General features: G+C 37.9%; 27 protein-coding genes and 1 tRNA gene. 4 read left to right on the top strand and 24 right to left on the bottom strand.

The window, feature by feature from the left end:
* Positions 1-203: 203 nt before the first annotated feature.
* Positions 204-1,292 carry a PRK06851 family protein gene (locus VXM77_RS04795; RefSeq protein WP_338507267.1) on the top strand — a complete coding sequence of 363 codons (1,089 nt, stop codon included), beginning with the start codon at positions 204-206 and terminating at the stop codon, positions 1,290-1,292.
* 91 nt (positions 1,293-1,383) lie between these two features.
* On the opposite strand, the gene VXM77_RS04790 is transcribed toward VXM77_RS04795, so the two are convergent.
* Entirely contained in the window at positions 1,384-1,650 is a 267-nt protein-coding gene (locus tag VXM77_RS04790; protein ID WP_161830892.1) for a hypothetical protein, read from the bottom strand.
* 234 nt (positions 1,651-1,884) lie between these two features.
* Between VXM77_RS04790 and VXM77_RS04785 the strand changes: the two genes are divergently transcribed.
* Together VXM77_RS04785 and VXM77_RS04780 are read left to right on the top strand one after the other, a co-directional pair.
* Positions 1,885-2,787 (top strand): prenyltransferase, encoded by a 903-nt coding sequence (locus VXM77_RS04785; protein WP_338507266.1) that lies wholly within the window; start codon positions 1,885-1,887, stop codon positions 2,785-2,787.
* Between the two features lie 9 nt (positions 2,788-2,796).
* On the top strand, positions 2,797-3,450 hold the full coding sequence (locus VXM77_RS04780) for a SprT family zinc-dependent metalloprotease (RefSeq protein ID WP_338507265.1): 654 nt from the start codon (positions 2,797-2,799) through the stop codon (positions 3,448-3,450).
* Positions 3,451-3,532: 82 nt separating this feature from the next.
* Here VXM77_RS04780 and VXM77_RS04775 read toward each other — a convergent pair whose 3' ends face one another.
* The 20 genes from VXM77_RS04775 to VXM77_RS04680 all read right to left on the bottom strand — a co-directional run bounded on the left by VXM77_RS04775 (position 3,533) and on the right by VXM77_RS04680 (position 22,381).
* A complete protein-coding gene (locus VXM77_RS04775) occupies positions 3,533-3,973 on the bottom strand; it encodes an HIRAN domain-containing protein (RefSeq protein ID WP_338507264.1) in 441 nt (146 codons plus the stop codon).
* Between the two features lie 242 nt (positions 3,974-4,215).
* On the bottom strand, positions 4,216-4,410 hold the full coding sequence (locus tag VXM77_RS04770; protein WP_338507263.1) for a hypothetical protein: 195 nt from the start codon (positions 4,408-4,410) through the stop codon (positions 4,216-4,218).
* Between the two features lie 108 nt (positions 4,411-4,518).
* The gene (locus VXM77_RS04765) at positions 4,519-4,716 is read right to left on the bottom strand and encodes a hypothetical protein (protein ID WP_338507262.1); all 198 of its coding nucleotides are present in this window, start codon (positions 4,714-4,716) and stop codon (positions 4,519-4,521) included.
* A gap of 103 nt (positions 4,717-4,819) precedes the next feature.
* Positions 4,820-5,023, bottom strand: coding sequence for a hypothetical protein (locus VXM77_RS04760; RefSeq protein ID WP_161830888.1), 204 nt, complete (start codon positions 5,021-5,023; stop codon positions 4,820-4,822).
* 105 nt (positions 5,024-5,128) lie between these two features.
* The gene (locus VXM77_RS04755) at positions 5,129-5,947 is read right to left on the bottom strand and encodes an Rpn family recombination-promoting nuclease/putative transposase (protein WP_262950236.1); all 819 of its coding nucleotides are present in this window, start codon (positions 5,945-5,947) and stop codon (positions 5,129-5,131) included.
* An 87-nt stretch (positions 5,948-6,034) separates the two neighbouring features.
* Positions 6,035-6,598, bottom strand: a complete 564-nt coding sequence (locus VXM77_RS04750; RefSeq protein ID WP_338507261.1) for a hypothetical protein — start codon at positions 6,596-6,598, stop codon at positions 6,035-6,037.
* A 141-nt stretch (positions 6,599-6,739) separates the two neighbouring features.
* Entirely contained in the window at positions 6,740-8,020 is a 1,281-nt protein-coding gene (locus VXM77_RS04745; protein ID WP_338507260.1) for a restriction endonuclease subunit S, read from the bottom strand.
* 15 nt (positions 8,021-8,035) lie between these two features.
* On the bottom strand, positions 8,036-9,580 hold the full coding sequence (locus tag VXM77_RS04740) for a type I restriction-modification system subunit M (protein WP_338507259.1): 1,545 nt from the start codon (positions 9,578-9,580) through the stop codon (positions 8,036-8,038).
* Between the two features lies 1 nt (position 9,581).
* Positions 9,582-10,166, bottom strand: coding sequence for a hypothetical protein (locus VXM77_RS04735; protein WP_338507258.1), 585 nt, complete (start codon positions 10,164-10,166; stop codon positions 9,582-9,584).
* Positions 10,167-10,254: 88 nt separating this feature from the next.
* A complete protein-coding gene (locus VXM77_RS04730) occupies positions 10,255-13,005 on the bottom strand; it encodes a type I restriction endonuclease subunit R (protein ID WP_338507256.1) in 2,751 nt (916 codons plus the stop codon).
* A gap of 298 nt (positions 13,006-13,303) precedes the next feature.
* Complete coding sequence (locus VXM77_RS04725) at positions 13,304-14,113, bottom strand: hypothetical protein (RefSeq protein WP_338507255.1); 810 nt, start codon at positions 14,111-14,113, stop codon at positions 13,304-13,306.
* Positions 14,114-14,480: 367 nt separating this feature from the next.
* Positions 14,481-14,921 carry an ASCH domain-containing protein gene (locus VXM77_RS04720; protein ID WP_338507254.1) on the bottom strand — a complete coding sequence of 147 codons (441 nt, stop codon included), beginning with the start codon at positions 14,919-14,921 and terminating at the stop codon, positions 14,481-14,483.
* Positions 14,922-15,017: 96 nt separating this feature from the next.
* Positions 15,018-15,094, bottom strand: a tRNA-Arg gene (locus tag VXM77_RS04715).
* Between the two features lie 148 nt (positions 15,095-15,242).
* Positions 15,243-16,016: an SDR family oxidoreductase gene (locus VXM77_RS04710; protein WP_338507253.1), complete on the bottom strand. Its 774-nt coding sequence runs from the start codon at positions 16,014-16,016 to the stop codon at positions 15,243-15,245.
* A 63-nt stretch (positions 16,017-16,079) separates the two neighbouring features.
* A complete protein-coding gene (rnc, locus tag VXM77_RS04705; RefSeq protein ID WP_262953496.1) occupies positions 16,080-16,790 on the bottom strand; it encodes a ribonuclease III in 711 nt (236 codons plus the stop codon).
* Positions 16,791-16,911: 121 nt separating this feature from the next.
* The gene (gene plsX / locus VXM77_RS04700; RefSeq protein ID WP_338507252.1) at positions 16,912-17,772 is read right to left on the bottom strand and encodes a phosphate acyltransferase PlsX; all 861 of its coding nucleotides are present in this window, start codon (positions 17,770-17,772) and stop codon (positions 16,912-16,914) included.
* Positions 17,769-17,936, bottom strand: a complete 168-nt coding sequence (locus tag VXM77_RS04695) for a hypothetical protein (protein ID WP_338507251.1) — start codon at positions 17,934-17,936, stop codon at positions 17,769-17,771. Before VXM77_RS04695 ends, plsX begins: the two co-directional genes overlap by 4 nt.
* Positions 17,937-18,006: 70 nt before the next feature.
* Positions 18,007-20,052, bottom strand: a complete 2,046-nt coding sequence (gene recG, locus VXM77_RS04690; protein WP_338507250.1) for an ATP-dependent DNA helicase RecG — start codon at positions 20,050-20,052, stop codon at positions 18,007-18,009.
* Positions 20,053-20,375: 323 nt separating this feature from the next.
* Positions 20,376-22,001 carry a DAK2 domain-containing protein gene (locus VXM77_RS04685; protein WP_338507249.1) on the bottom strand — a complete coding sequence of 542 codons (1,626 nt, stop codon included), beginning with the start codon at positions 21,999-22,001 and terminating at the stop codon, positions 20,376-20,378.
* Positions 22,002-22,015: 14 nt separating this feature from the next.
* Positions 22,016-22,381 carry an Asp23/Gls24 family envelope stress response protein gene (locus tag VXM77_RS04680; RefSeq protein ID WP_161830875.1) on the bottom strand — a complete coding sequence of 122 codons (366 nt, stop codon included), beginning with the start codon at positions 22,379-22,381 and terminating at the stop codon, positions 22,016-22,018.
* A 213-nt stretch (positions 22,382-22,594) separates the two neighbouring features.
* Here VXM77_RS04680 and rpmB point away from each other — a divergent pair, with 213 nt between their 5' ends.
* Positions 22,595-22,786 carry a 50S ribosomal protein L28 gene (rpmB, locus tag VXM77_RS04675; RefSeq protein ID WP_055245030.1) on the top strand — a complete coding sequence of 64 codons (192 nt, stop codon included), beginning with the start codon at positions 22,595-22,597 and terminating at the stop codon, positions 22,784-22,786.
* A gap of 55 nt (positions 22,787-22,841) precedes the next feature.
* On the opposite strand, the gene VXM77_RS04670 is transcribed toward rpmB, so the two are convergent.
* From VXM77_RS04670 to VXM77_RS04660, 3 genes are all read right to left on the bottom strand, one after another.
* Positions 22,842-23,201, bottom strand: a complete 360-nt coding sequence (locus VXM77_RS04670) for a hypothetical protein (protein ID WP_161830874.1) — start codon at positions 23,199-23,201, stop codon at positions 22,842-22,844.
* Between the two features lie 10 nt (positions 23,202-23,211).
* Positions 23,212-23,583 (bottom strand): hypothetical protein, encoded by a 372-nt coding sequence (locus VXM77_RS04665; RefSeq protein ID WP_161830873.1) that lies wholly within the window; start codon positions 23,581-23,583, stop codon positions 23,212-23,214.
* A 263-nt stretch (positions 23,584-23,846) separates the two neighbouring features.
* The gene (locus VXM77_RS04660) at positions 23,847-24,476 is read right to left on the bottom strand and encodes a thiamine diphosphokinase (RefSeq protein WP_161830872.1); all 630 of its coding nucleotides are present in this window, start codon (positions 24,474-24,476) and stop codon (positions 23,847-23,849) included.

The following is a 24,476-nucleotide window of genomic DNA, read 5'->3' as shown; positions in this document are numbered from 1 at the left end:
AGAGAAATCATCCATTATTTGTAAATGAATAATAGCCTTTTCCATTCTAATTCTAGCATAAAGCCCCTTAAACTTCAACGAGAGAAGAGAAATTAAAAACACTTACAACGAGTGATAAAATTAAAATTCTCATTCACACATTAGGCCCTTTTCCCATAAACTACTAGTGAATCATCCATCATTACTTTATGGGAGGTATTTAAATGACTGCAACTATTAAAAGCTATTTTGTCTGCGCAAATAGCTCACGCGGATTTTATAATTTCTTTGACTCAAACCTTCAAGGCGTTGATCACTTATACATTTTAAAAGGGGGACCAGGAACAGGAAAATCGACATTAATGAAACGAATCGGTGCTGACTTTTATGACTTAGGCTATGACGTTGAATTTATTTATTGCTCGTCTGATCCTCATTCACTTGATGGAGTCCTTATTCCCCAATTAAAAGTCGGAATCGTTGATGGTACTGCTCCCCATGTTATCGAACCAACGGCACCTGGAGCCGTTGAACAATACGTTAATTTAGGAATCGCCTGGGATCGTGCAAAACTTGTCCCTTACAAAGAGGCTATCCTTGATTTAAAACACCAAATTAGTACTTGCTATGACTTACTTTATTATAAATACGCCGAAGCCCTCAAAATTCATGATCAATGGGAAAAAATCTATATTGATGAAATGGACTTTGACCTTGCCCCACGATTTAGAGCGATCCTTTGCGACGCCCTACTCGACTATAAAAAAGAAGACCATCTCCCTATCGTTAAACACCGCTTCTTCGGTGCCTCTACCCCTAACGGATCCACTGATTACATCGAAGATCTAACTCGCGGATTTAAACGATACTTCATTAAAGGTCGACCAGGAACAGGAAAATCAACCCTCTTAAAAGAACTCGCTAAAAAAAGTGAATCCCTCGGATACGATACCGAAATTTATCACTGCTCTTTCGACCCTGAATCACTCGACATGGTCCTCATCCCTAAACTAAATGTCTGCTTCTTTGACTCAACAGCTCCACACGAATATTTCCCTAGTGTTGAGACCGACGAAATTATTGATACTTATGAGGCACTCATTACACCAGGAACCGATGAAGCCAATGCCGAAGCACTTAAACAAATTGAAGCAGACTACAAAGCCACTGTTAAATTAGGAACCGTCGCTTTAGGACAAGCTAAAGCCCTTCACGATCAATTAGAAGAAATTTATATTCAGGCCATGAATTTCGACATTATTGAGGGAATCTACGTCCAACTCAAAGAAGAAATCATGGACTTCATTCAATAACTTTTTAAAACCAAAAAGATGAGAGTTAATCCTCTCATCTTTTTTTACTGCCGCCAAGAAAACGGCCCTCTTCTCTGACACCGCCCGTCCCTTAACGACGTTTCGATTTGTTATCTTTTGTCGCTTTCTTAATTAATAAAGCCTCCATTTTTGATTTAATTTGATTATACGTTACTTGATCAAACAATAAATCATTCCAAATCTTCACATGATTATCGCGCATTCCGGCAATGGCTTGCTCATGCGTTGGACGCACAATCACGGCCACGCCTTCTTTTTTCTTAATCTCTACCACGACTTTTTCCTTTTGTTTCGTTTCAAACGTTCCTTCAGCACCATTAACTGTATCTTTCCACATGACGATTCCCCCCATCATATCACCACTTTGGCAGTGACCTCTTTTTCAACTTTATGCGACCTTCCCTAAAATATGAAAAAAAGTGAGCTCACGCTCACCTTTTAAAAAACCACTCATTCCGTTCATTGACAAGACATGATAAAATAATACACGATATTTATCAAAAAATAGAACTTTAACATCATGACCACTCACATTTAAAAAGGGGTTTTATCAACTTATACGAGGTGAATTATGTTCAATAAAGCTTATATCAAGAAATTTATTCAAGACTCATGGATCGCACTCCGGCCACTTTCTTTAACACTGGCCATCGGTTCCACCACGCTAGGAATCCTAGCCGCTTATCAAATGGGGGCCATTCACTTTAACGCTCCTTTCGACCTTCTTCTTATCTTTCTCATTACGGTTGCTGGATTACTGGCCCAGTCGGGTGCCAACTTAGTCAATGATTACTTCGAAGGGTCGTTTCGTTACTATCGTCCGGGGGGGCGCCAAATCAAATTTTTAGGGGTGGTCCGCACGTATTTTGATGTTTACGTCTTTTTATGGGCCATGGCTTGCTTCGCCATCGCCGGGCTCATTGGTCTTTTTTTAATTTACATCACCAATCTTCACATGCTAGTCATCGGACTGACAGGGCTTTTCATCGCCTATGCCTACACAGGAGAACCCTTTGTCCTCAAACGCAAAGGACTTGGAGTCATCATCTCCTTTATCGCCATGGGACCATTAATGGTATTAGGCGCAAGCTTTCCCTTTACAAAGGAATTATCTTGGTATCCCATCCTTCTGGCATTGCCTGCCTCGCTTTTCATTCCAGCTCTCATGATTAGTAATGAAATGCGTGATTTCACACGCGATCAACGGTTAAGTATCGGAACATTAAGTGTGCGCATCGGGAGTAAAAACAGCACCTACCTCTATCGAACACTAGTATTTGGGGCCTATGTTTTAACCACTATCTATGTAATCACAGGACTTTACCATCCCGTCGCCCTCATCGTCTTCTTAACCCTAAAAGATGCCCTTACCGCCAACCAGTCCGTCACAAACTTTGAAAAACTCGGAATTCCTTATACCAACCGTCTGCACTGGAAATTCACGCTTTTACTGATTATTTCCCTACTGTTTTAAGGAGGTTTTATGAAGCTAACGATTTGTAATGAAACATTTCACGTGGAGGTTCAATACGCGAAACGAAAAAAAATAAAGTTGGAGGCGACCCCTGAGGGGCACCTCACGCTTAAAGTTCCGCGGCACACGAGTGAGGAAGACATCGTGGCCTTTCTTGAATCCAAAAGCGAATTTTTAATGAACTTACGTCAAAAACAAAAAAATAAAAAAGTGATTTCCAACCAGAAATCTTATGCCGATGAAGAGCTCTTTCTTTACCTCGGTCGGGCTTTGCCCTTATCCCACCTCCTTGAGGAAATTCCCGAGGAAAAAGAGCAAATTCAACAAGCACTGCAACGATTTTACACTCAAAAGACAAAACAATACATCAAAAAACGAATTCCCCATTTTCAAACCCTCATTGGCGTCAAAGCAAAATCTGTGACCGTGCTCGACTCCCCTCGAACATGGGGAACGTGTAATTCTAAGCGGGAATTAACGTTCAACTACAAACTCACCATGGCACCCGAGATGGTGATTGATTACGTCATTATTCACGAGCTTTGTCACATCTATCATATGAATCATGACCGCTCTTTTTGGCGAAAAGTGGGGATGTATGACCCTAACTACAAACAACACCAAGCCTATCTTGAAACATTTGGCGGTGTCATGACTATTTAAAAAGCAGCCCCTCGGCTGCTTTTTATGATTTTCTTTGATAAAAGCGTTACTTTCCATTTTTATTTTACTTTTTAAAGCTGTTTTAGTCCCGCAAATAGACGTCTACTTTAATTTTTAGCCAGCGGCCTTTCCATTCCTTCGATTTTAATTCTCCAAAAAGAAATTTTCCTCCGTCCATTAAACGAGCGAATACTAAATTATCTCGCCTAGAGATATAGCCAATCTTATCGCCTGCGGGCGATTGAATAACAATGGCATAACTATCATGCGGATTAGTTGGTTCACGAAAAAAATCCAACCGACTCCCCACGTGTAGGGATGGTTCAATATCATTCATATTCTCAATATAGTGCGTCCCCGCCACCTGAATCTCAAGTAAAAAAATATCCCGTCCAAATGGCTTTATCGACGCCACCCTACGTCCTTTGGCGTGTAGTAACCTAATCATTCTAGCGAGTCTAACGATTATTTCCTTCATGAGCTCTCCCCCATCAACTGCTTGATTCTCATTTGATAACTGCAAGTTACCACCTTATCACCCTAGTAAACGCGTGAAATAAAACAATAGGTCCACATGGCCTTTCCTCCATGATTCCACCCCTAAGTTTTTTCCTTATTATAACATATCCTGGCTTATGAAAGAGAAAACTCATGATTATTTTCTCAACATCTCCCACTCTGATGAAATGATAGCAATCTGCCATTCTCCCAACCTATTTAATAATTACATAAAAAAGGCCCTCTCTCAAAGAAAGAACCTCTTGATCAATCATTCACAGTAAGATGTCGTAATTGACGAACTTCTTCAATTTCTACTCCCGTTGCTTTCGCAATCTGCTCATCATCTAAAACATCTAATAAATTCTTGGCAATTTCTCTATCGATTTGTTTCCTAACTTGTTCAAGCCCTTGCTTGACTCCCTTTTCAAACTCCCTTTTAAGGAGCTCATCTAATGTCATATATTCCACCTCCAACCTTTTATCTTGCTTCATCCGGTTAACCCTATCATGTCACTGATGCATAGACTCAGATGTTATTTGAGCGATACTTTTGTTAGAGAAGATTCATTAGTTTTCATCTCGTATTCGTCGAACTTCCTCAATCGTCAATCCTGTTTTTAACGCAATCGTTTCGTCATCTAAAACATCCAATAAATTATGGGCGATTTCTACTTTTTCCTCTTCCTTTCCTTGTTCAATTCCTTGCTCAATCCCTATTTTAATGCCTTTTTGGAGTTCTCGTTCTTTAATCTCCAATAATGTCATATATTCCACCTCCAACCTTTTATCCTGCTTAATCCGATTGACCCTATCATGTAGCTGATGCACGAGTTCGGACTTTTTGGTGAGGGAGATTTTTAGAAAAAGATTAATTATTTTTTTCGTTTCTTAATCGCCGAACTTCCTCAATCGTCAGTCCTGTTTTTAACGCAATTGTTTCATCATCTAAAACATCCAATAAATTCTGGGCGATTTCTACTTTTTCCTCTTCCTTTCCTTGTTCAATTCCTTGCTCAATCCCTATTTTAATGCCTTTTTGGAGTTCTCGTTCTTTAATCTCCAATAGTGTCATATATTCCACCTCCAACCTTTTATCCTGCTTAATCCGATTGACCCTATCATGTAACTGATGCACGAGTTCAGACTTTGTTGAGGGGGATTTTTATAAAAAAATCAATTACTTATTTTCGTTTCGTAATCGTTGGACTTCTTCAATCGTCAGTCCTGTTTTTAACGCAATTGTTTCATCATCTAAAACATCTAATAAATTCTTGGCGATTTCTACTTTTTCCTCTCTTTTCCCCTCTATTTTTCCATCCTCAAATTCTTCTTTAAAAATTTCGTATAATGTCATATATTCCACCTCCAACCTTTTATCTTGCTTAATCCGATTGACCCTATCATGTAACTGATGCACGAGTTCGGACTTTGTTTGAGCAACATATGTATCTGTTGAATTCTCAACATAGCTTAATAATTCCTTCATCTCCTCGTCCACGTCATCCATAACCCCACGTGTATTTAAAAAGATTTTTGTTGTCTCATCATTTAATTTTAGCGATTGATCTTCTATACAATAGTTTTCAAAACTGTAAATATGTCTCCCTTTGCCAAAAGGATCAAACGTGCAAATAAAGATGACAAAACTTTTACAAAGTTCTAAATAATCACTGCCCTTTTGAATAAAGTCCAAATCGACGCTTCCTTGATAATATCGACTCCTCTTCGCTAGGTTTTTATGTTTTCCTCTTTGCATCTCTACATTATAAATGGTTTCCTCTTCATCTTGAACATAAATGTCTAACCGAATCGCTTTACTCTCCATTACTAAATCAATGGACTTTTGGCTTTCCACAAATTTAATTTTTTTAATTTTAACCTTCAAAATCTTTTCTAGCACTTGCCGGCAAACTTCAGCATCGGAAAAGACCTTAGAAAACAAAAAGTCATCCGATAAATTTAATTCTTGTAACGTTCTTTTTCGTTGATAGGGCATGTAACGAACCTCCTCTATTATAGCATATTCAGGATTTCAAATAATCCTCTCTCTTTTAAATACGCTAATTAAAGGCGATTTCCTTTTTTATTTTTTCATTTCAATCTTTGTTCGATTGATTTCTTCTACTATTGTCTTCACCTCTTCATCCCGCAAATCATCAATCCGTATCATGTTATGATGGATTCCATTGAGCGATGTCCCTAACGAAATCCCTCTCTCTTCATCGATAATCCAAAATCGATCATGCAAGTTTTCAGAAGAATAGACTTTTATTTCACATCCTACTTTTTGACTAATTGTGTTGTATAGGTTTTTATTATAGTTCTCCTCATTTATGACTACCGTTATCTCCTTAGGATTTAACCGCGTCAATACATCAATCATTAAATCTTTATAGGGTTTATTAAAAGTGCCAAAGAAATAGGGGTCTATAATTAATAAACGACTCCCTGTGACCCCCTTACTCATTAAATAAGAAATCAGTTTATCCTTTCTTTCCTCCTTGCTCCCTACTAATATTTCGTGAGACACCTCCTGATTTCCCACAAATAAATCGTGGTAGAAACTCCCAACAGAATTGAATACACATCCACCGTTATCAGTTAATACGATTTCTTGTTCAACAACATCTGGTATAAATACATCCATCACTTATCACCTTTTCAACTAAGACTTAGATGTTCTTAATAGATCCTTTTGACTTGTTCTTATCACCTATCCCTCTACAACCTTTAACACCAAAAGAAAAAGCTAGACACTTTATCGTCTAGCCCATTCACATCATTCGAATTAAATAAACATTTGCTGTAATAGTCCTTTTTTATACTGAAGGAGCTCATTTAACTTATTTTGTTCCTCCTCCGTCTTCAATTCTAAGTTCAATAATAAAGCCACAATTTTTTGTTGTTCCTCCATACATGGACATTGGACTTTCATTTTCATTAACTCAGTTTTAGAAATATTATACCTAGTTGAACCTTGGGCCAAAATGGATATTTTCTTTCTATACTCCCCACTTCGAAGCATATATGCAAGAAATATAGGTGAATAACTATTATGATTATATATACGATAACCAAAACAAAAACTATTTAAATATAAATTTTTAATCTCATAATCCCAACAAGAAACCATTCCTACTTCATTGGGTGTCTCTGAAGATGTCGTAAATAATAAATCACCTTTTAACACTGGATTCTGATTCTCTTGTTCAGAAATATTAACTTGTTCAATCATCCGTTTTGCTAAGGTATTACGAAATACATTTATATAAGTAACAAAGCTCCCATTACCAAAACCAAAGTCTTCTTTTGTTTTACCACTTAGACCAGCGTAAGTAAACCCTATTTGTTGTAGAGTTTTCTCTTCCCACTCAGGGTATTTCTTTCCATTCTCATCTTTAAACCTTAGTTCTTGTGAGAAGATTTTTTGCAGGAGGCCTTTTTTATAGTTCTTTAATTCTTCCACTTTTTCTGTTTGTAGTTCGATTTTTTTATCAATTAGTGAAAAGAAAGTGGCGATTTTTTCTTGTTCCATGCCTGATGGAATCAATAATTTGACTTTACTGATATTAGCTTTAGAAATACCTAAAACCTTAGCACCCGCAGCATATACTTTAATTTGCTTTCTTACACTTGGTGAATTCATTAGATAGCCTTTAAACCCATTCACCATTATTCCTTTATTGTCACGTGCTAGTATAGTGTGTAATCCTGCAATAATTTTCTCTTCCCCAATACTTTTTAGCTCAATTGCTTTACCAATATCATTATAATCTTCCGAAGCATCTGCAATAACTACATCGCCATTTTTGCAATAAGATTCAATAGAAATTTTACTTAAATCCACCGCCTCTTTTACATAAGGTATCTGCGTATTTTTAACATCTAATAAAGTTGGAAACTTCATATGAATATCACCATAATGAATATTCTTCACTCTACCCTTATCATTGTCCAAAAAATCTCGAGAAAATGAATTAGTTGTATAAAAATCAAATATATCACCTAACGCATGCTGTTTCCACTCATCACTAAACTCTTTAAATCTAAGATTTGGTACATTTTTCATTGTATTCACCCCCTCTTATAATCCAAGTTCTTTTAAGTAGGATGCGAGTTCTTCATCGATTTGGGCGATTTCTCGATCAATTTCTGCAATGCGTTGGCTGACAGCTTGTAGATCGACAGGCTCTTCCTCTTCAAATGTATCGACATAACGAGGGATATTTAAGTTGTAGTCATTTTCTTTGACTTCATCGAGTGTTGCTACATAAGAATATTTATCAATCGTTTCACGATTTAAATACGTTTGAACGATTTTATTCACATGTTCTTCCGTTAAAACATTTTGATTTTTGCCTTTATCAAATTCATTGGACGCATCAATAAATAAAATGTCTTCATTATGTTCACGGCATTTTTTAAAGACTAAAATCACCGTTGGAATACTGGTTCCATAGAAAATGTTCGCCGGTAAGCCAATCACGGCATCGAGGACGTTACGCTCTTCAATTAAATATTTACGAATGACCCCCTCAGCTGCCCCACGGAATAAGACCCCATGAGGGAGCACAACCGCCATCGTTCCTTTATCGTCTAACTGATAAATCATATGCTGAATAAACGTAAAGTCTGCTTTTGATTTAGGGGCGAGTTTTCCGTACGCACTAAAACGTTCATCATCTAAAAACTTCGCATCCCCACTCCACTTCGCCGAATAAGGAGGATTCGCCACGATCGCCTCAAAACGTTCGTCTAAATGTTGCGGATGCTCAATGGTATCATCGTTACGAATGTCAAAATTCATGTAGTTCACGCCGTGTAATAACATGTTCATGCGTGCTAAGTTATACGTCGTTGCTGTTAACTCTTGCCCGTAAAACTTACGAACATTCGCCTCACGTCCGACCCGTAATAATAAAGAACCTGAACCACACGTGGGGTCATACACATTCTTTAAGTCTTTTTTACCAGCCGTCACGATTTTAGCTAAAATTTTAGACACTTGTTGCGGCGTATAGAACTCTCCGGCTTTTTTCCCGGCATTCGCCGCAAACTGACCGATTAAATACTCATACGCATCCCCTAACACATCAATTTCGGAATTTTCATAAGCAAATGGGATATCAGCAATATCCGCTATCACCTTTGCGATTAACGCCGAACGACTTTTTACATCACGCCCCAATTTTGAAGACGTTAAATCCATATCATCAAATAAATGGTCAAAGTCTTGTTGACTTTCATGCCCAATCGTTGATTCCGTAATATTATTAATCGCCCCTTGCAACGCTTCAATATCAAACGTACGCTCTTCAATTAAACGAAGTAACGATGAAAATAAGTACGTGGGTTCAATGAAATATCCGATATCACTAATTAACTCCTCTGACAGCGCCTCACGATACTCCTCATCTTGCCACGCCTCTTCATAGCTAATCCCATCTTCTTCTAATAACTTCGCCACCCGTTGCTCTACATTCTCCGATAAATAACGGTAAAAAATCAAACCTAAAATATAGTTTTTAAAATCATAGGCCTCCATCGTTCCGCGTAACGTATTGGCAATCGACCATAAACGCGCATGTAAATCCGCCTGCTGTTGTTTTTGAATCTCACTCACTGTCATGCTATTTTTCCTCCTTCAACGTTCGAATCATCCATTCATTCATTAACTTTTCTTCTAATCTTTGTTTTTCAATCCATAGTTTTTTTCGCTGATGACCTAATCGGTAAACCGTTGCTATTTTCTTCTGAGTTGTGACGCCTGGGAGATCAATCGGTAATTCCCTTATTTTTTGCATCGATAAGGCTTGAAGACTTGAGCCTTGTCTTTCAACTGCTAATCGTCGTTGAATATCCGGATGCTCATTAAAATACCACGCCACATACTCGGGGCAAACCCCTTCGTGACATTCCAAATAAACAAAATTAATCGGAATCACGTACCCTTCATACGCATCTGTCACCACAAAGGCCCGAGGGGCCGTTAACCCAATCAAAACCATTCCGACCTTTGCTAGTGGAACTTCTCGAATATATCGATCACTCACTAAAACTTCTTGGCCTTCTACCTGTAAATTAGGGTCTACTGTTACCTTATTTAACTCTTGAATGGTAAACAATCGCCTTGGATAAGCTTTTTCATTCGGTTTTGCCTTAATACGAGCGAGCGTTGCTCCTATTGAGAGTTTACCCACTTCTTCTAGCTTCATACTTTTTCACCTGCTTTTCATACTAAAAGCATAACATATCACTCGAATAGTGTCAAAAGAAAAAGTGCTTTTGTTGAAAAAAGCACTTTTAATTATATTTATTCGTATGATCCACAATAAATTCTTTCACTTTTTTGACCTTACGTTTTTTAGCTAACAATTTATCGACGACAGCGTCCGAAATTTCTTGATGATTCAAAATACCCGCATACTGATACTCAGCCACAAATTCTTGAATGGTTTCCTCATTCAGGTTCACTTCCTCAGCAAAATATTTAACTTCTTCTTGTCGGGATTGTTCTTCAAACGCATAGTAAGCTTCGTCAATCGAATCTTCTGGCGACAACGTTGGAATCACTTTATTTAAGAAAGATTTTAATAAATCTACTTTTAGACGTAACTCCTCATTATCCGCTCGATCAAGTTCTGCTATAATCTCTTTAATATCTTCGTCACGCTGTTTTGTATCTGTTAAATCAATTTGACGAATCAAGTTCATGATATAGCTCACATTAATTTTATCGGTATGCATGATTTCAATACAAAAATCAAGATCGGCTAAAACAGACACCTTTTCTCCTTCGGCGCGTTTCACCTCATCATAAATTAAGAAATACTTACTTTTAAAATCTTGGTACGTCTGCTCGGAAATCCCCACCGTCTCTTCATTAAACTCAAACTCCGTAAAGGTCTCAAGTTTCACTAACGCCTTGGAAAGTTCACGGAAACTTAAAATAAATTGACGTTTTTCCTCCTCGGTTTGAAGTCCATCCACCTCTTGTGGCGATTTAACAAGCTCATACAAGCGATTTAACTCTGCCTCAAACAAATCTAAATAATAACTGTAACTTCGCATTAACACCGTATCTGTATTATTCGTATCCGAGAACAGGCGGATTGCATCATCCGTATTTTCTTTTAAATTACGATAGCAGACAATATTTCCATAAGGCTTCGTCGTTTTTTGCACGCGATTCGTTCGGGAATAAGCCTGCAATAAATCGTGATATTTTAAATTTTTATCAACATAAAGCGTATTTAACGTTTTCGCATCAAACCCTGTTAAGAACATATTCACGACTAATAAAATATCAATTTGAGCATTTTTCACCCGCTTCGAGACATCGGAAAAATAATTTGAAAACGTGTCGGTCGAATAATTCGTATGGAAAAGTTGATTATAATCAGCAATCATCCGCTCTAAACTATCGCGCGAATGTTCATCACGCCCTTCACTGTCTTCATTCGCTCCAAATGTAAAGATCCCTGCAATTTTGAGACGATGATCCATCGCTTTAAATGCATCATAATATTTAATTAACATCGGAATACTTTGCACCGTAAAAATCGCCGTATATTCACGATTACGCGTTTTAGCGTCATGGTTTGCGATAATGTGTCGCGCGATTTCTTCAATACGCGTCTCATTCATAAAAACTTCATCCGTATTAATCGCATGAACCTTCGTATCATCCATTTCATCGTAATTTCCACGAATCGTATTAATATACTCGACCGAAAAACCAAGGACATTTTGATCATTAATCGCATCTTTAATTAAATAATGGTGCAAACACTTTTCAAAAAGATCAGCTGTTACCCGCCCGTCCTGACTCTTATTCTCTTCAAAACGTGGCGTTCCAGTAAACCCGAAATATTGTGCCTGATGAAAATGTTTATTAATGGCTTTATGCATATCTCCAAACTGAGAACGGTGGCACTCATCAATAATAAAAATCACTTTCTCATTCCGATACTGGTCCATAATTTTTTCATACCGCGGGGACTTCACCGCATTCGCCATTTTCTGAATCGTCGTCACGATTAACGGACGGTTAATATCTTTAATTTGTTGAACCAATTTATCCGTTTTATCCGTCGTATCCACAGAATCCGGTTCAAATTTATTAAACTCCTTAATCGTTTGACTATCTAAATCTTTACGGTCAACTAAAAAGAAGACTTTCTTAATCCCTGGTTCATTCGCCAAAATCTGACTGGCCTTAAATGAAGTTAACGTCTTCCCACTCCCTGTCGTATGCCAAATAAAACCATTATTATTTGTCTCAAGGGCACGTGTCACCAACGCCTCTACCGCATAAATTTGATAAGGCCGCATGACCATTAATAATTGATCCGTTTCATTAATCACCATATAACGCGCAATAATCTTCGAAATTTGACACTTTTCCAAGAACGTAAACGCAAAATCGCCCAATTGACTAATCCGCTCATTATTCACATTCGTCCAAAAGAACGTTTGACTATACATCAATTCCTTATCCGTATTGGCAAAATACTTCGTGTCAACCCCATTACTGATGACAAAGATTTGGATATAGCGGTAAAGACCTTGATAGGAATGCTTGCGATAACGATCAATTTGGTTAAACGCCTCCTTCATATCTAGTCCGCGTCGTTTCAACTCAATTTGAACAACGGGTAACCCGTTAATTAATACCGTTACATCGTAACGATTCGTATATTTGCCAACAACCGTCGTTTGAGCCGTCACTTGAAATCGATTTTTACACCAATGCAAGCAATCAAAAAATTCTAAGTAAATTTCAGAACCATCCTCGCGTTCAAGCACAAACTTATCCCTTAAAATTTTCGCACTCTGGAAAACACTCTTCCCTTCTACATGGCGCATGACGCGTTCAAACTCTTTATCCGTTAAAGGGACACCGCCCAATTTTGACTCATTATGGAGTGATAACTGCTTTCTAAAATTTGCGACTAACTGCTCTTCGTCCGCGATACTGACCTTTTCATACCCCAAATCGCACAATTGAGCAATCAATTGTTTTTCTAATTCTGCTTCGCTTTGATAAGACATCATCAAGCCCCCTTATTTTAATCGTCTCCCTTACCACCCACATCATCGCTAGATTGGCATAAGAGAAATTAAGCTTTTCTACATTAACTAACCTTTTTTTCAGTCACTTTATATTTAATATCGACAAAATAATAAAATTTACTCTAAATTCCTATTTATCCTTCACCTAAATAGGCCCTACCATAATTCTTATACTAGTGTACCACAAAAGTAATAAAAATTTAAGATTCCAGTGTTCTCTGCACCTTTTTAACCTCAAAAAAACAGGCTCACTCTAAAAAGTAGCCTGTTTTTCATCTTACGGTTGAAGCGGACACTCAAAAATAAAGGTTTCAAATTCCACGTTATAATCATCTGATAATCCTTCAAATACAAATCGAACGTCACCGCCATTTAAATCAATCGCCGGAAATGTCACAACCCCTTCAGAAACAACTCCAGGTAGGATATCATCACTGATTTGTTCATATTGAGCTTCCCAGTTTTCTTCGTAATCGTACTGTTTATTTCCTTGTTGCACCATCGAATTGTATGGATAGAACTGAATATTCGTTGAAGATTCATTTTCTATTTTTAAATATGCGCGTGTTTCACTTTTCGCAAATTCTACGCGTTCAAGCGTCATTTTATATCCATTCTGATTCAATTCTTGATTAAGTTCGACGGTCTTCATAGACGGAGCAAAGGCCGTTGCATAATCGACTTTCTCCACCTGTGTTGCTGCTACACCCGGCATCGTCATCGTTACTCCTAAAAGATTTTCTCCTTCAACTTCATCGCCAATCACACCTGTGACTCGAACAATATCGTCAATACTTACCTCCAAGTTTGGATCATCGATACTTACGAGCGTATTTCCATCATTTCCCCCATCAAGAATAAACACTTGCAAGTAAGTCCCATTCTTATCACGGGATGGTTCTGTAAAAACCTTACCATAAAACTCAACTCGGCGTCCCTTATAGTCCTTCGTATTCGTATAAATTTGTTGAAACTCTTCCGATGTTACAACAGGCTCTTCCTTCTTTTCTTCTTTCTCATCCGAGCGACTACATGCCGTAAAAAATAATAACGCAACCATCATTGAACAACACAACCATCTTTTCATTTTTACACCTCGCTTATTTCAAAATAAAACCCATTCTTCTTTTTATAGACTATACTTTTTCGCCATTCCTATTCGCATCTTTTCTTAAACAAAAATTTTTTTCACATCCTTCATACTAAAGCTAATATTCAAAAGAGCAAGAACGAATCTTTACTTAGCTTTTAGCCGACTGTTACCTATTATGTAATAGCCTCCTATAAAAGTTTCCATCATAAAAAGGCTAATTCCTGAATAATTCTCTTCAAATCTTCCATAATGAAAAGGTAGATACGGGATATCTAACATCTACAATGGGAATCTTCCCTGATTCCCACGCTAAAATATCTTTCACTGATAAAAAATTCACCTCAAGGCGAGGTGAATTTTTTTATGGTTTATAAACAACTTGAAACTCTTCACAGACAACAAGCATCTCATCATGAAAGTGAAATCCCATCTCTAAAAGTTCCTTAGAAAAAAAATCGCGGTGAGTCGTTCGCCACGTCTCTAGGCGTCGATCACCTTCCCCCTCTTTAAACGCATGCTCCTCAGTGACTTCATTAAACGGAACGATGCTTACCTTCATCGTCTCCACGATACAAACAGCCTCATCTCGTCCGTTTAAAATAATGTTATAATCAGCAACTTGCGGTAGTTTTGCTTCCCCTCTCTCATACCAAACAAATAAAGAGGTGGTGGCGCATTTTGTCCCATTCATCACTAACTTAGCCAACTCATCCGGATTCACCGCAAATGCCCATGCCTGATAAGTATCGCTCACCTCTTGATTCAACGATCGGTAAATCTTCCATAACTCCTCGTGTCTCATCTCATCTTCTCCCCCTATAAAACAAAAGAAGTCTTTCAACTTAATGTTAAAAGACTTCTTCTTATGTTATTCCTTATACTAGGATTTTAATCAAAGTGGCGCGCCTGGCAGGAGTCGAACCCACAACCCTCTGATCCGAAGTCAGATGCTCTATCCAATTGAGCTACAAGCGCTAATTACATTACTAATTTCCTTACATTTATGATTATATCGCTTTTTTTTCCTTTGGTCAACCCATAATCCCTATTTTTTTAAAATCTTCGGTTGAGGGTTTACCTTTTTAAAAGCCCTCGAATTGATCGAGGGACTTTGAATCTTCACTTATTTTTTCTTCAGCTGCGTTTGATAAACGATCTGACACCCTAACTTCCTTGGAATCAATCGATTCAAAAATAATAACACACGATTTGAATACCCAGGAATAATCAGAGTCTTCCCCTTCATCCATTCGTAATAGGCATACTTCGCCACCTCATGTGCAGTCGGCACCTTCATTGCAGATTTTGCTACCTTGATCTTTGCCCGCTGCTGAAACCCTGTGTCAACAGGGCCTGGGCAGAGGGCACTTACAACAACCGATGACCCTTTCGCCTCTAACTCCTTCGTAATCGCCTCCGTCAGCTGCAACACGTACCCCTTACTCGCATAATACGACGCCATCAATGGGCCAGACTGAAAAGCCGCGGTTGACGCCACGTTTAACAAATAGCCGCGATCCTGTGCGACAAATCGTCTTAAAAACAGCTTGCTCAAATAATGAACGCTCTTAATATTCAAATCAATCATATTAAATTCATCTGAAATATCTAATTCTAAAAACTCTCCGTATAACCCATACCCCGCATTATTGACTAAACCAATGACGTCGTAGGCTAAACACGCCTCATACAATCGACAAACCTCATCGGGGTTCGAAAGATCCATTGGCATCACCACAACCTGGCATCCTGCATATTTCTCCAGTCTTTCTTTTAACGTTTCCAATAAAGATTGACGTCTGGCTACTAATATTAATGAATGCCCTTCACGGGCGAGTACTTCACACATTGCCTCCCCAATACCTGAGGAAGCGCCCGTCACAACAAAATACGCCATCAACCATTCACTCCTCCAAAGAAAAAGGCAAAACTCTTTTTTCCTAAGTTCTGCCTCTTCCCATTATTTTTTTTCACATGTTTTTGCTAAAATTTCAATCGCACCTTTAGCAGCCTGTTGCTCTGCTTCTTTTTTGGTTTTACCCATTCCACGACCTAGCGTAATTTCATCTAATAAAACTGCCGCTTCAAATAAACGGTTATGCGCCGGTCCGCTTTCTGATACGATACGATACTCAATCGCTTTTTTAGAATCAGCTTGAACAAGTTCCTGCAATGTACTCTTATAATCAAAAACATGCATCACAGTTCCTTTTTGATACGCCTCATGAATAATCTCATGCACAAATGGATAGACAACATCCATTCCTAGGTCTAAGTAGATAGCGCCTAAGAAGGCCTCAAAAGCATCGGCTAACACCGTTGGACGTTCACGACCTCCTGAGTTCTCTTCCCCACGACCGAGTAACATTAATTGTCCAATATTAAGTTTACGTGCGTAAGATTCTAAAGACGGCTCACAGACTAATTGGGCCCTGATCTTCGTCATTTCCCCTTCAGATAACGCAGGTTTCAAATTAAATAAATAATTAGATACCGTTAGTTCTAAGACCGCATCACCTAAATATTCTAAGCGTTCATTATCTTCAATCTTATAACGACGATGTTCGTTCACATATGATGAATGCGTAAAGGCTTGACAATAACGATCAAGTTGTTTAAAAGGTATCTTATTTTCATTTAAAAACTCCGTTAATTGATCTAAATACGCCATACAATCTCACCTCCATTCAATGTGAAGTAATTATAACCTTTTTCCTGTTATTTCTCAAGCCATTCAAATCAACATCACAAAATTCGACGAAAATAGAATCTATTTTCGTCGAAGAAATTGATTAATTTGATTTTAACGCCTCGCTAATTTTACGCACGACGTCTTTTGATACCGTTTCACGTGCCTGACGAATGGCATTCATTAACGCCGTAGCATCCGATGATCCGTGTGCTTTAATCACTGGAGCCGATACCCCTAGTAAAATTCCGCCTCCAACTTCAGATGCATCCATGCGTTTTTTAATACGAGAAATTGCCGGTTTTAATAACAACGCTCCAATTTTTCCACGCGTCGTTGATAAAAACTCTTCTTTAATTAACGATAATAACGATTTTGAAGTTCCCTCAACCGATTTTAGCGCGATATTTCCTGAATAACCATCCGCCACAATAATATCGACCTCTCCTGCAATCATCGTTTTCCCTTCCATGTTTCCAACAAAATTAATCGATGGGTCCGCCGAAATAAGGGCAAATGCTTCTTTTTGTAAATCTGTTCCCTTTCCATCCTCTGTTCCAATATTCAATAGGGCAACCGTTGGATTTTGAATATGCATCACCTCACGTGCATAAATAGAGGCAATTTTAGCATTTTGATATAAGTATTGTGGTTTCGCATCGCTCGTTGCTCCAGCGTCACATAAAATCGTATATTTGTTCTTTTTAATCGTTGGCATTACCGGTGCTAATGCCGGACGCTCCACTTCTTTTAAACGCTTCACCACTAAGGTTCCCGCTGCAATTAAAGCCCCAGTTGCTCCAGCCGAAACAACTGCATCAATCGCCCCCGTTTTTGCATCCTTACATGCACGCACCATCGATGAGTCTTTAAATTTGCGGATAGCCATTGCTGGGTCTTTAATATCCATTGGAATCACCTCTTCACAATGAACGATTTGAATTCGATCATGAGGCTCCTTCATAAATTTAAGAATTTCCGATTCAATTCCATATAAATAGACTTCGATTCAATTCCATATAAATAGACTTCAATATCATCAAACTTTTTAACGGCTTGATATGCGCCTAACACTGTTTGCTCAGGTGCAAAATCGCCACCCATCGCATCTAATCCGATTTTTATCATGTACCTATCCACCTATCTCTTTATTTTTCCTTATAATTATAAGCTATTTCTTCCTAAAAAGAATCCCTTTTTAGTCAAATTGATGCATTTCATTGGCCACGGTCTCTTGAATATAATCACGTAACCCCAAAAATTCGTTATTATATAAAAATTCATCCGAGCTCACTAATGCATAAGCATCCTGCATCGCTACTTCTAGTATGTTATAGTCTTCGACTAAGTCAGCCATTTTAAATACCGGTGCCCCTGATTGTTTCTCACCAAAAAAGTCTCCCGGTCCTCTGAGTTTCAAATCAGCCTCTGCAATCTCAAATCCGTCTGTTGTTGCCGTCATAATTTTAAGACGCTCTAAACTCTGTTCATTTTTAATATCACTCATCAATAAACAATACGCCTGCTCACTTCCACGACCGACGCGACCTCTTAATTGGTGGAGTTGTGAAAGTCCAAATCGATGCGCATCGTAAATGAGCATCAAGTTCGCATTTGGCACATTTACTCCGACTTCAATAACGGTCGTTGAAACTAAAATTTGCGAACGATTTGCGACGAAGTCTTCCATGACCGCATCTTTTTCAGCTTGTGAGAGTCGTCCATGCATTAATCCAACTTTTGCCTTACCAGCAAAATGGTGTTGCCACAACTGATGAACCTCAACCGCATTTTGTACATCAAGCGCTTCTGATTCTTCAATCAGTGGGGTAATGACGTAGGCTTGTTGGCCGTGGTCTAAAATGGTTTTTTGAATAAAGTCTAAGGCGCGATCGAGTTTAGCGCTATCGATGAGAAAGGTCTCGACGGGTTTTCGGCCTTGTGGCATCTGGTTAATGATGGATACATCCATGTCTCCAAATGCTGAAATCGCCAACGTCCTTGGAATCGGGGTTGCTGTCATCATTAAAACATCAACAACGTCTCCTTTTTCACGAAGCATCTTTCGTTGATTCACCCCAAAGCGGTGTTGTTCATCCGTAATGACAAGCCCAAGATTATGAAAAACAACGTCTTGTTGGATAATCGCATGGGTTCCGACAATGAGGTCGATGTCTCCCGAGGCCAACTTGGCTAAAATTTCACGGCGACGTTTTCCTTTTACGGAACTGCTTAAAAATTCAATTTGGAATTCTTCATAAGGTTTAAATAAGTCAACGAGGGATTTAAAGTGTTGTTGGCCTAAAATTTCAGTTGGAACCATTAATGCCGTTTGGTATCCTGAGAGCATCACCATTAGTAGGCTAATTGCAGCAACGACTGTCTTTCCGGATCCAACGTCCCCTTGCAGTAGACGATTCATTCGACTCCCAAGCTTTAAGTCCTCTTTAATTTCTTGTAGTACCTTTTGTTGAGCATCCGTGAGTGTAAACGGAAGGTTTTTTATAAAGGTTTCGACCCGCGTTTCATCAAAAACTTTCTCAGCTCCTTGGCGTTCGATTTTTGTCTGATAACGTAAATATTGTAATTTAAGTTGAAATTTAAGTAATTCCTCATATTTAATCCGACGTTTAGCCTGACGAACCTGTTCTTTATTTTGAGGAAAGTGAGAGAATAAAACCGCCTCCTCCGCCGATATGAGTCGATATCGCATTCGGATTTCATGAGGTAAGTCATCATTCAATGACGCCCCATAGGTATCATACGCCTCTTTTAAAATTTTTTTAAATGTTTTAACGGGGATTTCTTTTAAGGAGTAGATGGGTTCAATTTTTTTACCATCTACGGTTCCTAGTTTTATATCCGTCGCCGTAATCACTTTCCGTCCGAGATCCCATTTCCCTGTCACTGTGACAAGTGTATCGAGTTTTAGTTGATTTTTTAAAAACGTTCGATTAAAGATGACTACCTTCACGATTTCTTGGTTGACTAACACATTAAAGCTTAATCGCGACTTCATCTTTCCGTAATACTGCACCTGACACGCCGTCACAACCTTACCTAAAACGGTAATTTTCTCTTCATGCATGGCACGGTGAATATCGATCAACTCAAAGCTATCATAGCGGTAAGGAAAATACTCTAATAAATCCTTGACGCTTTCGATTTTTAAATGCTGTAGTTTTTCAAGAAGAGACGGCCCTACCCCTTTAACTTTTCCAACTGGAACCGTAGCTAGTGACATCTCATCACACCCTTTCTATCCTCGGTGAACAAATTTATTGAACAAACGTTCTTTAAATCTTATTTTATCACAATTTTCTTCATTCGCTCTACCTCCGACAAAATTTTATCTCTTTTATAGCTTTTCTTGTTTTCAATGATGACACCATTGAAGCGTTAGCCTCTCCATCATAAGAATAACCTCCTTTAACTCTAACTAAAAAGACTCTCCCTTAGCTGCGAAGCATTCACTTATGCATACATTCCCCATTCTTCCCATCATAACTCTTCATACTACTTATAAAAACAAAAAAAGATGAGAATATTCATTCTCACCTTTTTTAATTATTCAACTGAAATAATATATGAATAAACAGGTTGTTGTCCGTTAAAGATTGTTACTTCCACATCGTCATATTTATTCTCAATGTATTCTGCTAATTCATCAGCTTCATCTTCATCGACACCTTCACCATAAAGAATTGTAACAATTTCGCTGTCTTCATCAATCATTTTATCGGCTAAAGCGCAGGCACTTTCAAAACGTTCTGGAACAGAAATCACAATATCTTTGTCTAAAATTCCGATAAAGTCATTTTGTTTAATGTCAACACCGTTCATTTGTGTATCGCGAACCGCGTATGTGACTTGTCCAGATTTAACTTCTTTAATTGCCGCTGTCATCTCTTCCTCATTATCTTCAATCGGTGCATTTTCATTAAACATCATTAATGCCGTATATCCTTGAGGAATCGTTTTTGAAGGCACAACAACAACATTTGCATCTTCTGTTACATCTTTAGCTTGATTTGCCGCCATAATGATATTACTGTTATTCGGTAAAATGATAATGTTCTTCGCATTCAACTCTTTAATTGCCGTTAAGAAATCTTCTGTTGAAGGATTCATCGTTTGTCCACCTTCAATCACGTAATGGCACCCTTGTTCTTCAAATAACTGTTTAACACCTTCACCAGCAACAACTGAAATAATTCCATACTCAGCTTTCTCTGCTTTTGCAACCGGAGCGTTTTGACCAATGATCTCATTATGTTGCTCCGTCATATTTTCAATTTTTAATTTCACGAATTCACCGTGTTTTTGTGCTAAATTCAACGCATCCCCTGGTGTTAAGGTATGGACATGCACTTTAACGATATCTTCATCTTGCACCACGACAATTGAATTCCCTAACTTTTCTAATCGTCCACGGAAAACATCTTCTTTAAATGGTCGACGTCCTTCCTCTAAACGAATGATGAATTCTGTACAATATCCAAACTCGACTTCCTCACTTGATAAAGCCGTTTGAGCAACCTCTTGTGTGGTTGTCTGTTCTTCTAATGCGATTGTTTCTCCTTTTAATGCTTTTAAGAAACCTTCAATAATATAAAGTAATCCTTGCCCACCACTATCAACAACACCAACTTCCTTTAAAACCGGAAGTAATTCTGGTGTACGATTTAACGACGCTTGCATTTCATCAACCACTATCTGATAAAGAGCCTCCATTGTTTCAACTGTTTCATAATTAGCAACTGCTGCCTCTGCAGATTCGCGTGCAACCGTTAAGATTGTTCCTTCAATAGGCTTCATAACTGCCTTATATGCCGTTTTCACACCACTTTCTAATGCCATCGCAACTTCTTCAATATTTGCTTCGTCCTTCCCCTCAAGTCCTGTCGCAAACCCTCTAAATAACTGCGATAAAATAACTCCTGAATTTCCACGTGCACCCATTAATAATCCACGAGATAATACTTTAGCAACCTTTCCGACTGAGGCTTCATTTAAGGCAAGTAATTCTTTAGCCCCTGCCGTCATCGTCATGCTCATATTCGTTCCCGTATCACCATCTGGAACAGGGAACACGTTAAGTTGGTCAACATATTTAGAATGATTCGCTAAGTTATTAGCCCCGTTAATTACCATTTGTTTAAATACGATTCCATTAATCTGTTGTAACGACATGTTCAATACTCCTCCTAGCGATCTAAACCTTTAACTCCTTGTACAAACACATTAACTTCTTTAACGTGTTCACCGAAAGTTTTTTCGATCACATATTCTACCTTCTTCTGAATTTCAAAACATACTTCTGATACTTTAATTCCGATTCCAACAATAACATATAAATCTACAATTAATTTATTATTTTCATCTGCGCGAAGTGTAACACCTTTACTATAGTTTTCCTTTCCTAAAACAACGGCTAATCCATCTTTAACTAAATTTTTTGAAGCCATCCCCACAACACCATAACATTCCGTTGTTGCATTCCCAATGACTGTTGAAAGAGCCTCTCTTGAAATATCAATTCGACCATATTCATTTTTAATTTGGACTGTCATCTGCGACAAACCTCCCTCAGCGCTTTATTCTTAACTTCAATTTTACTATATATTATACACATTGACAAATATAAAATGCCCTGAAAGCCAGGTAAAACCACTTTAACATGACTATTATCCGCAATTATTTCAAAAAAACTTGCTAATCAACAAAAAGTATGATAAATTTATAGGAGTCTCAGATATGAATGTGAAGTAAGGAGGTTTTTACTAATGGCTCGTGTTTGTACAGTAACTGGACGTCGTACTAAAACTGGTAATGCTCGTTCACACGCTATGAACGCTTCAAAACGTACTTGGAAGTCTAACGTTCAAAAAGTTAAAATCTTAGTTAACGGTAAACCTAAAAAAGTATACGTTTCTGCTCGCGCATTAAAATCAGGAAAAGTAGAACGCGTTTATTAATAACATAAAAAAGGTTATCTCTTATGAGATAGCCTTTTTTATGTTATTAACCATCTTATTCTATCCAAATTCTTGTTTTTTCCGTTTGGGTTAAAATATTCACAAAATCGCCCAGCGCTTTTTTTTCGATAAATAGAAGTAATTGATCATAGTCAATATCAGCATATTTTAAAAGCTCCTGTTTAACCACCTCAATTTTTAAAACCGAACTCGCTAATGAAACAGGAATTCGAAAGGTCATCAAACTTTCTGTTTCCTCGAATTGATTGATATTAATATTTAAATATCGATACGTTTGTCCATTTATGCTCTCATAACTTTGTTCAATTGTTTTAATCAATTGTTGGGCCTGCTCGGCCGTAATGATCCGACGCTCGACCATTTTTAAAATTTTAATTAATTCCTCACTCTTCATAAGGCCCCCCTTATTGTGTGATGATACGGACTTGGATTTCTTCCGATTGTAACCGAAAAACTTCAATTGGCGGATAGTCTGCCATTAACTCAACAATTTCTTTTAAGTGTCTTAGAATTTGTGACTTCTCCTCCTTTGTTAACGGATTTGTTGATTCCCCTTGTTCAAAAGTAATAAAAGGGGCACATAGTTTTAAAAAAGGGGTAACAAATTTCAAAGAAACAGCGGGTAATAAAATTTTTTTCCCTCGATGAGTCACTAACAATTTAATTTTACAGGCGCTTTGCTTCTTTAATTTAGTGCCTCGTTCTATCTCCTTAATTGCTTGTGGAACATTTAATTGGCCGGATTCTATCTTTTCTAGTACCGCTAAATAGTTCAAGGCTCATCCCCCTCTCTCCCCTTCATCTCCCTATATTGTATTCAAAAAAACATTTAAAAATTATGTAAAATAAAAAAATAGTTGTCGATTAATTCGACAACTATTTTTAGTGTTTCTTGAACACATTCATAATACTTTGAATAATAACACTGATCCATTTTGGTAGTTTGATTGTATAGAATCTCATCTTTATCCGCTCCCCTAATCAAAGATGTTAATTACTGTACACTATATGAGGGGAAAAATAGAGATATGACTAAAAGTTAATCACAACTCGAAATCATTAATAAATAACCCGATTCAAATTTTACTTGATAGTCTGCTCCAAGTGTTTCATTACTAATACATCGAATATCATCCTGCGCTAATGTATAGTTTACGAGTGGGTATTTAACGTTTTTTAACGTAAGATGAGTCACTGTTGATTCTAATGCAAAAAAGGAAAGGTATTTAAAAGCAGTTGCCTCTAAGTGATGCTCTCCCTTAGAAAGAACCGTCAACCTATTTTTCTCACCAACAAGTTGAACGTAAAGCCCCTTCTTGACAAACTGAAGTAATAATCGAATATTGGCTAATGTATGATCAATGCGTCCTCCTAGCGCTCCATAAAGAGTCACTTCCGACGCTCCTCGCTGCAAAGCTAGATTTAATGCAGCCTCAGTGTCTGTTTCATCCTTTTCGCAAGGAAGATGAATAAGCTCCCTTGTAGCTTGAGAAACTGCATCATATTCTTCGGGTGTCACGGAATCAAAATCTCCGATTGCTAAATCCGGTGAAATACCCCGTTTAAGCAGATGAAAGGCTCCACGATCCACCCCTATAATAAACTGGCCTGCTAATGCCTTTTCATCTAAATATAATTCATGAGAACCACAGACAACGGCGACTTTCAT

It is taken from the genome of Turicibacter sp. KK003, assembly GCF_037014675.1.
GTDB lineage: Bacteria > Bacillota_I > Bacilli_A > MOL361 > Turicibacteraceae > Turicibacter > Turicibacter faecis.
Note: the sequence above shows the minus strand (reverse complement) of the source record. Positions and strands in the feature narration are given on the sequence as shown.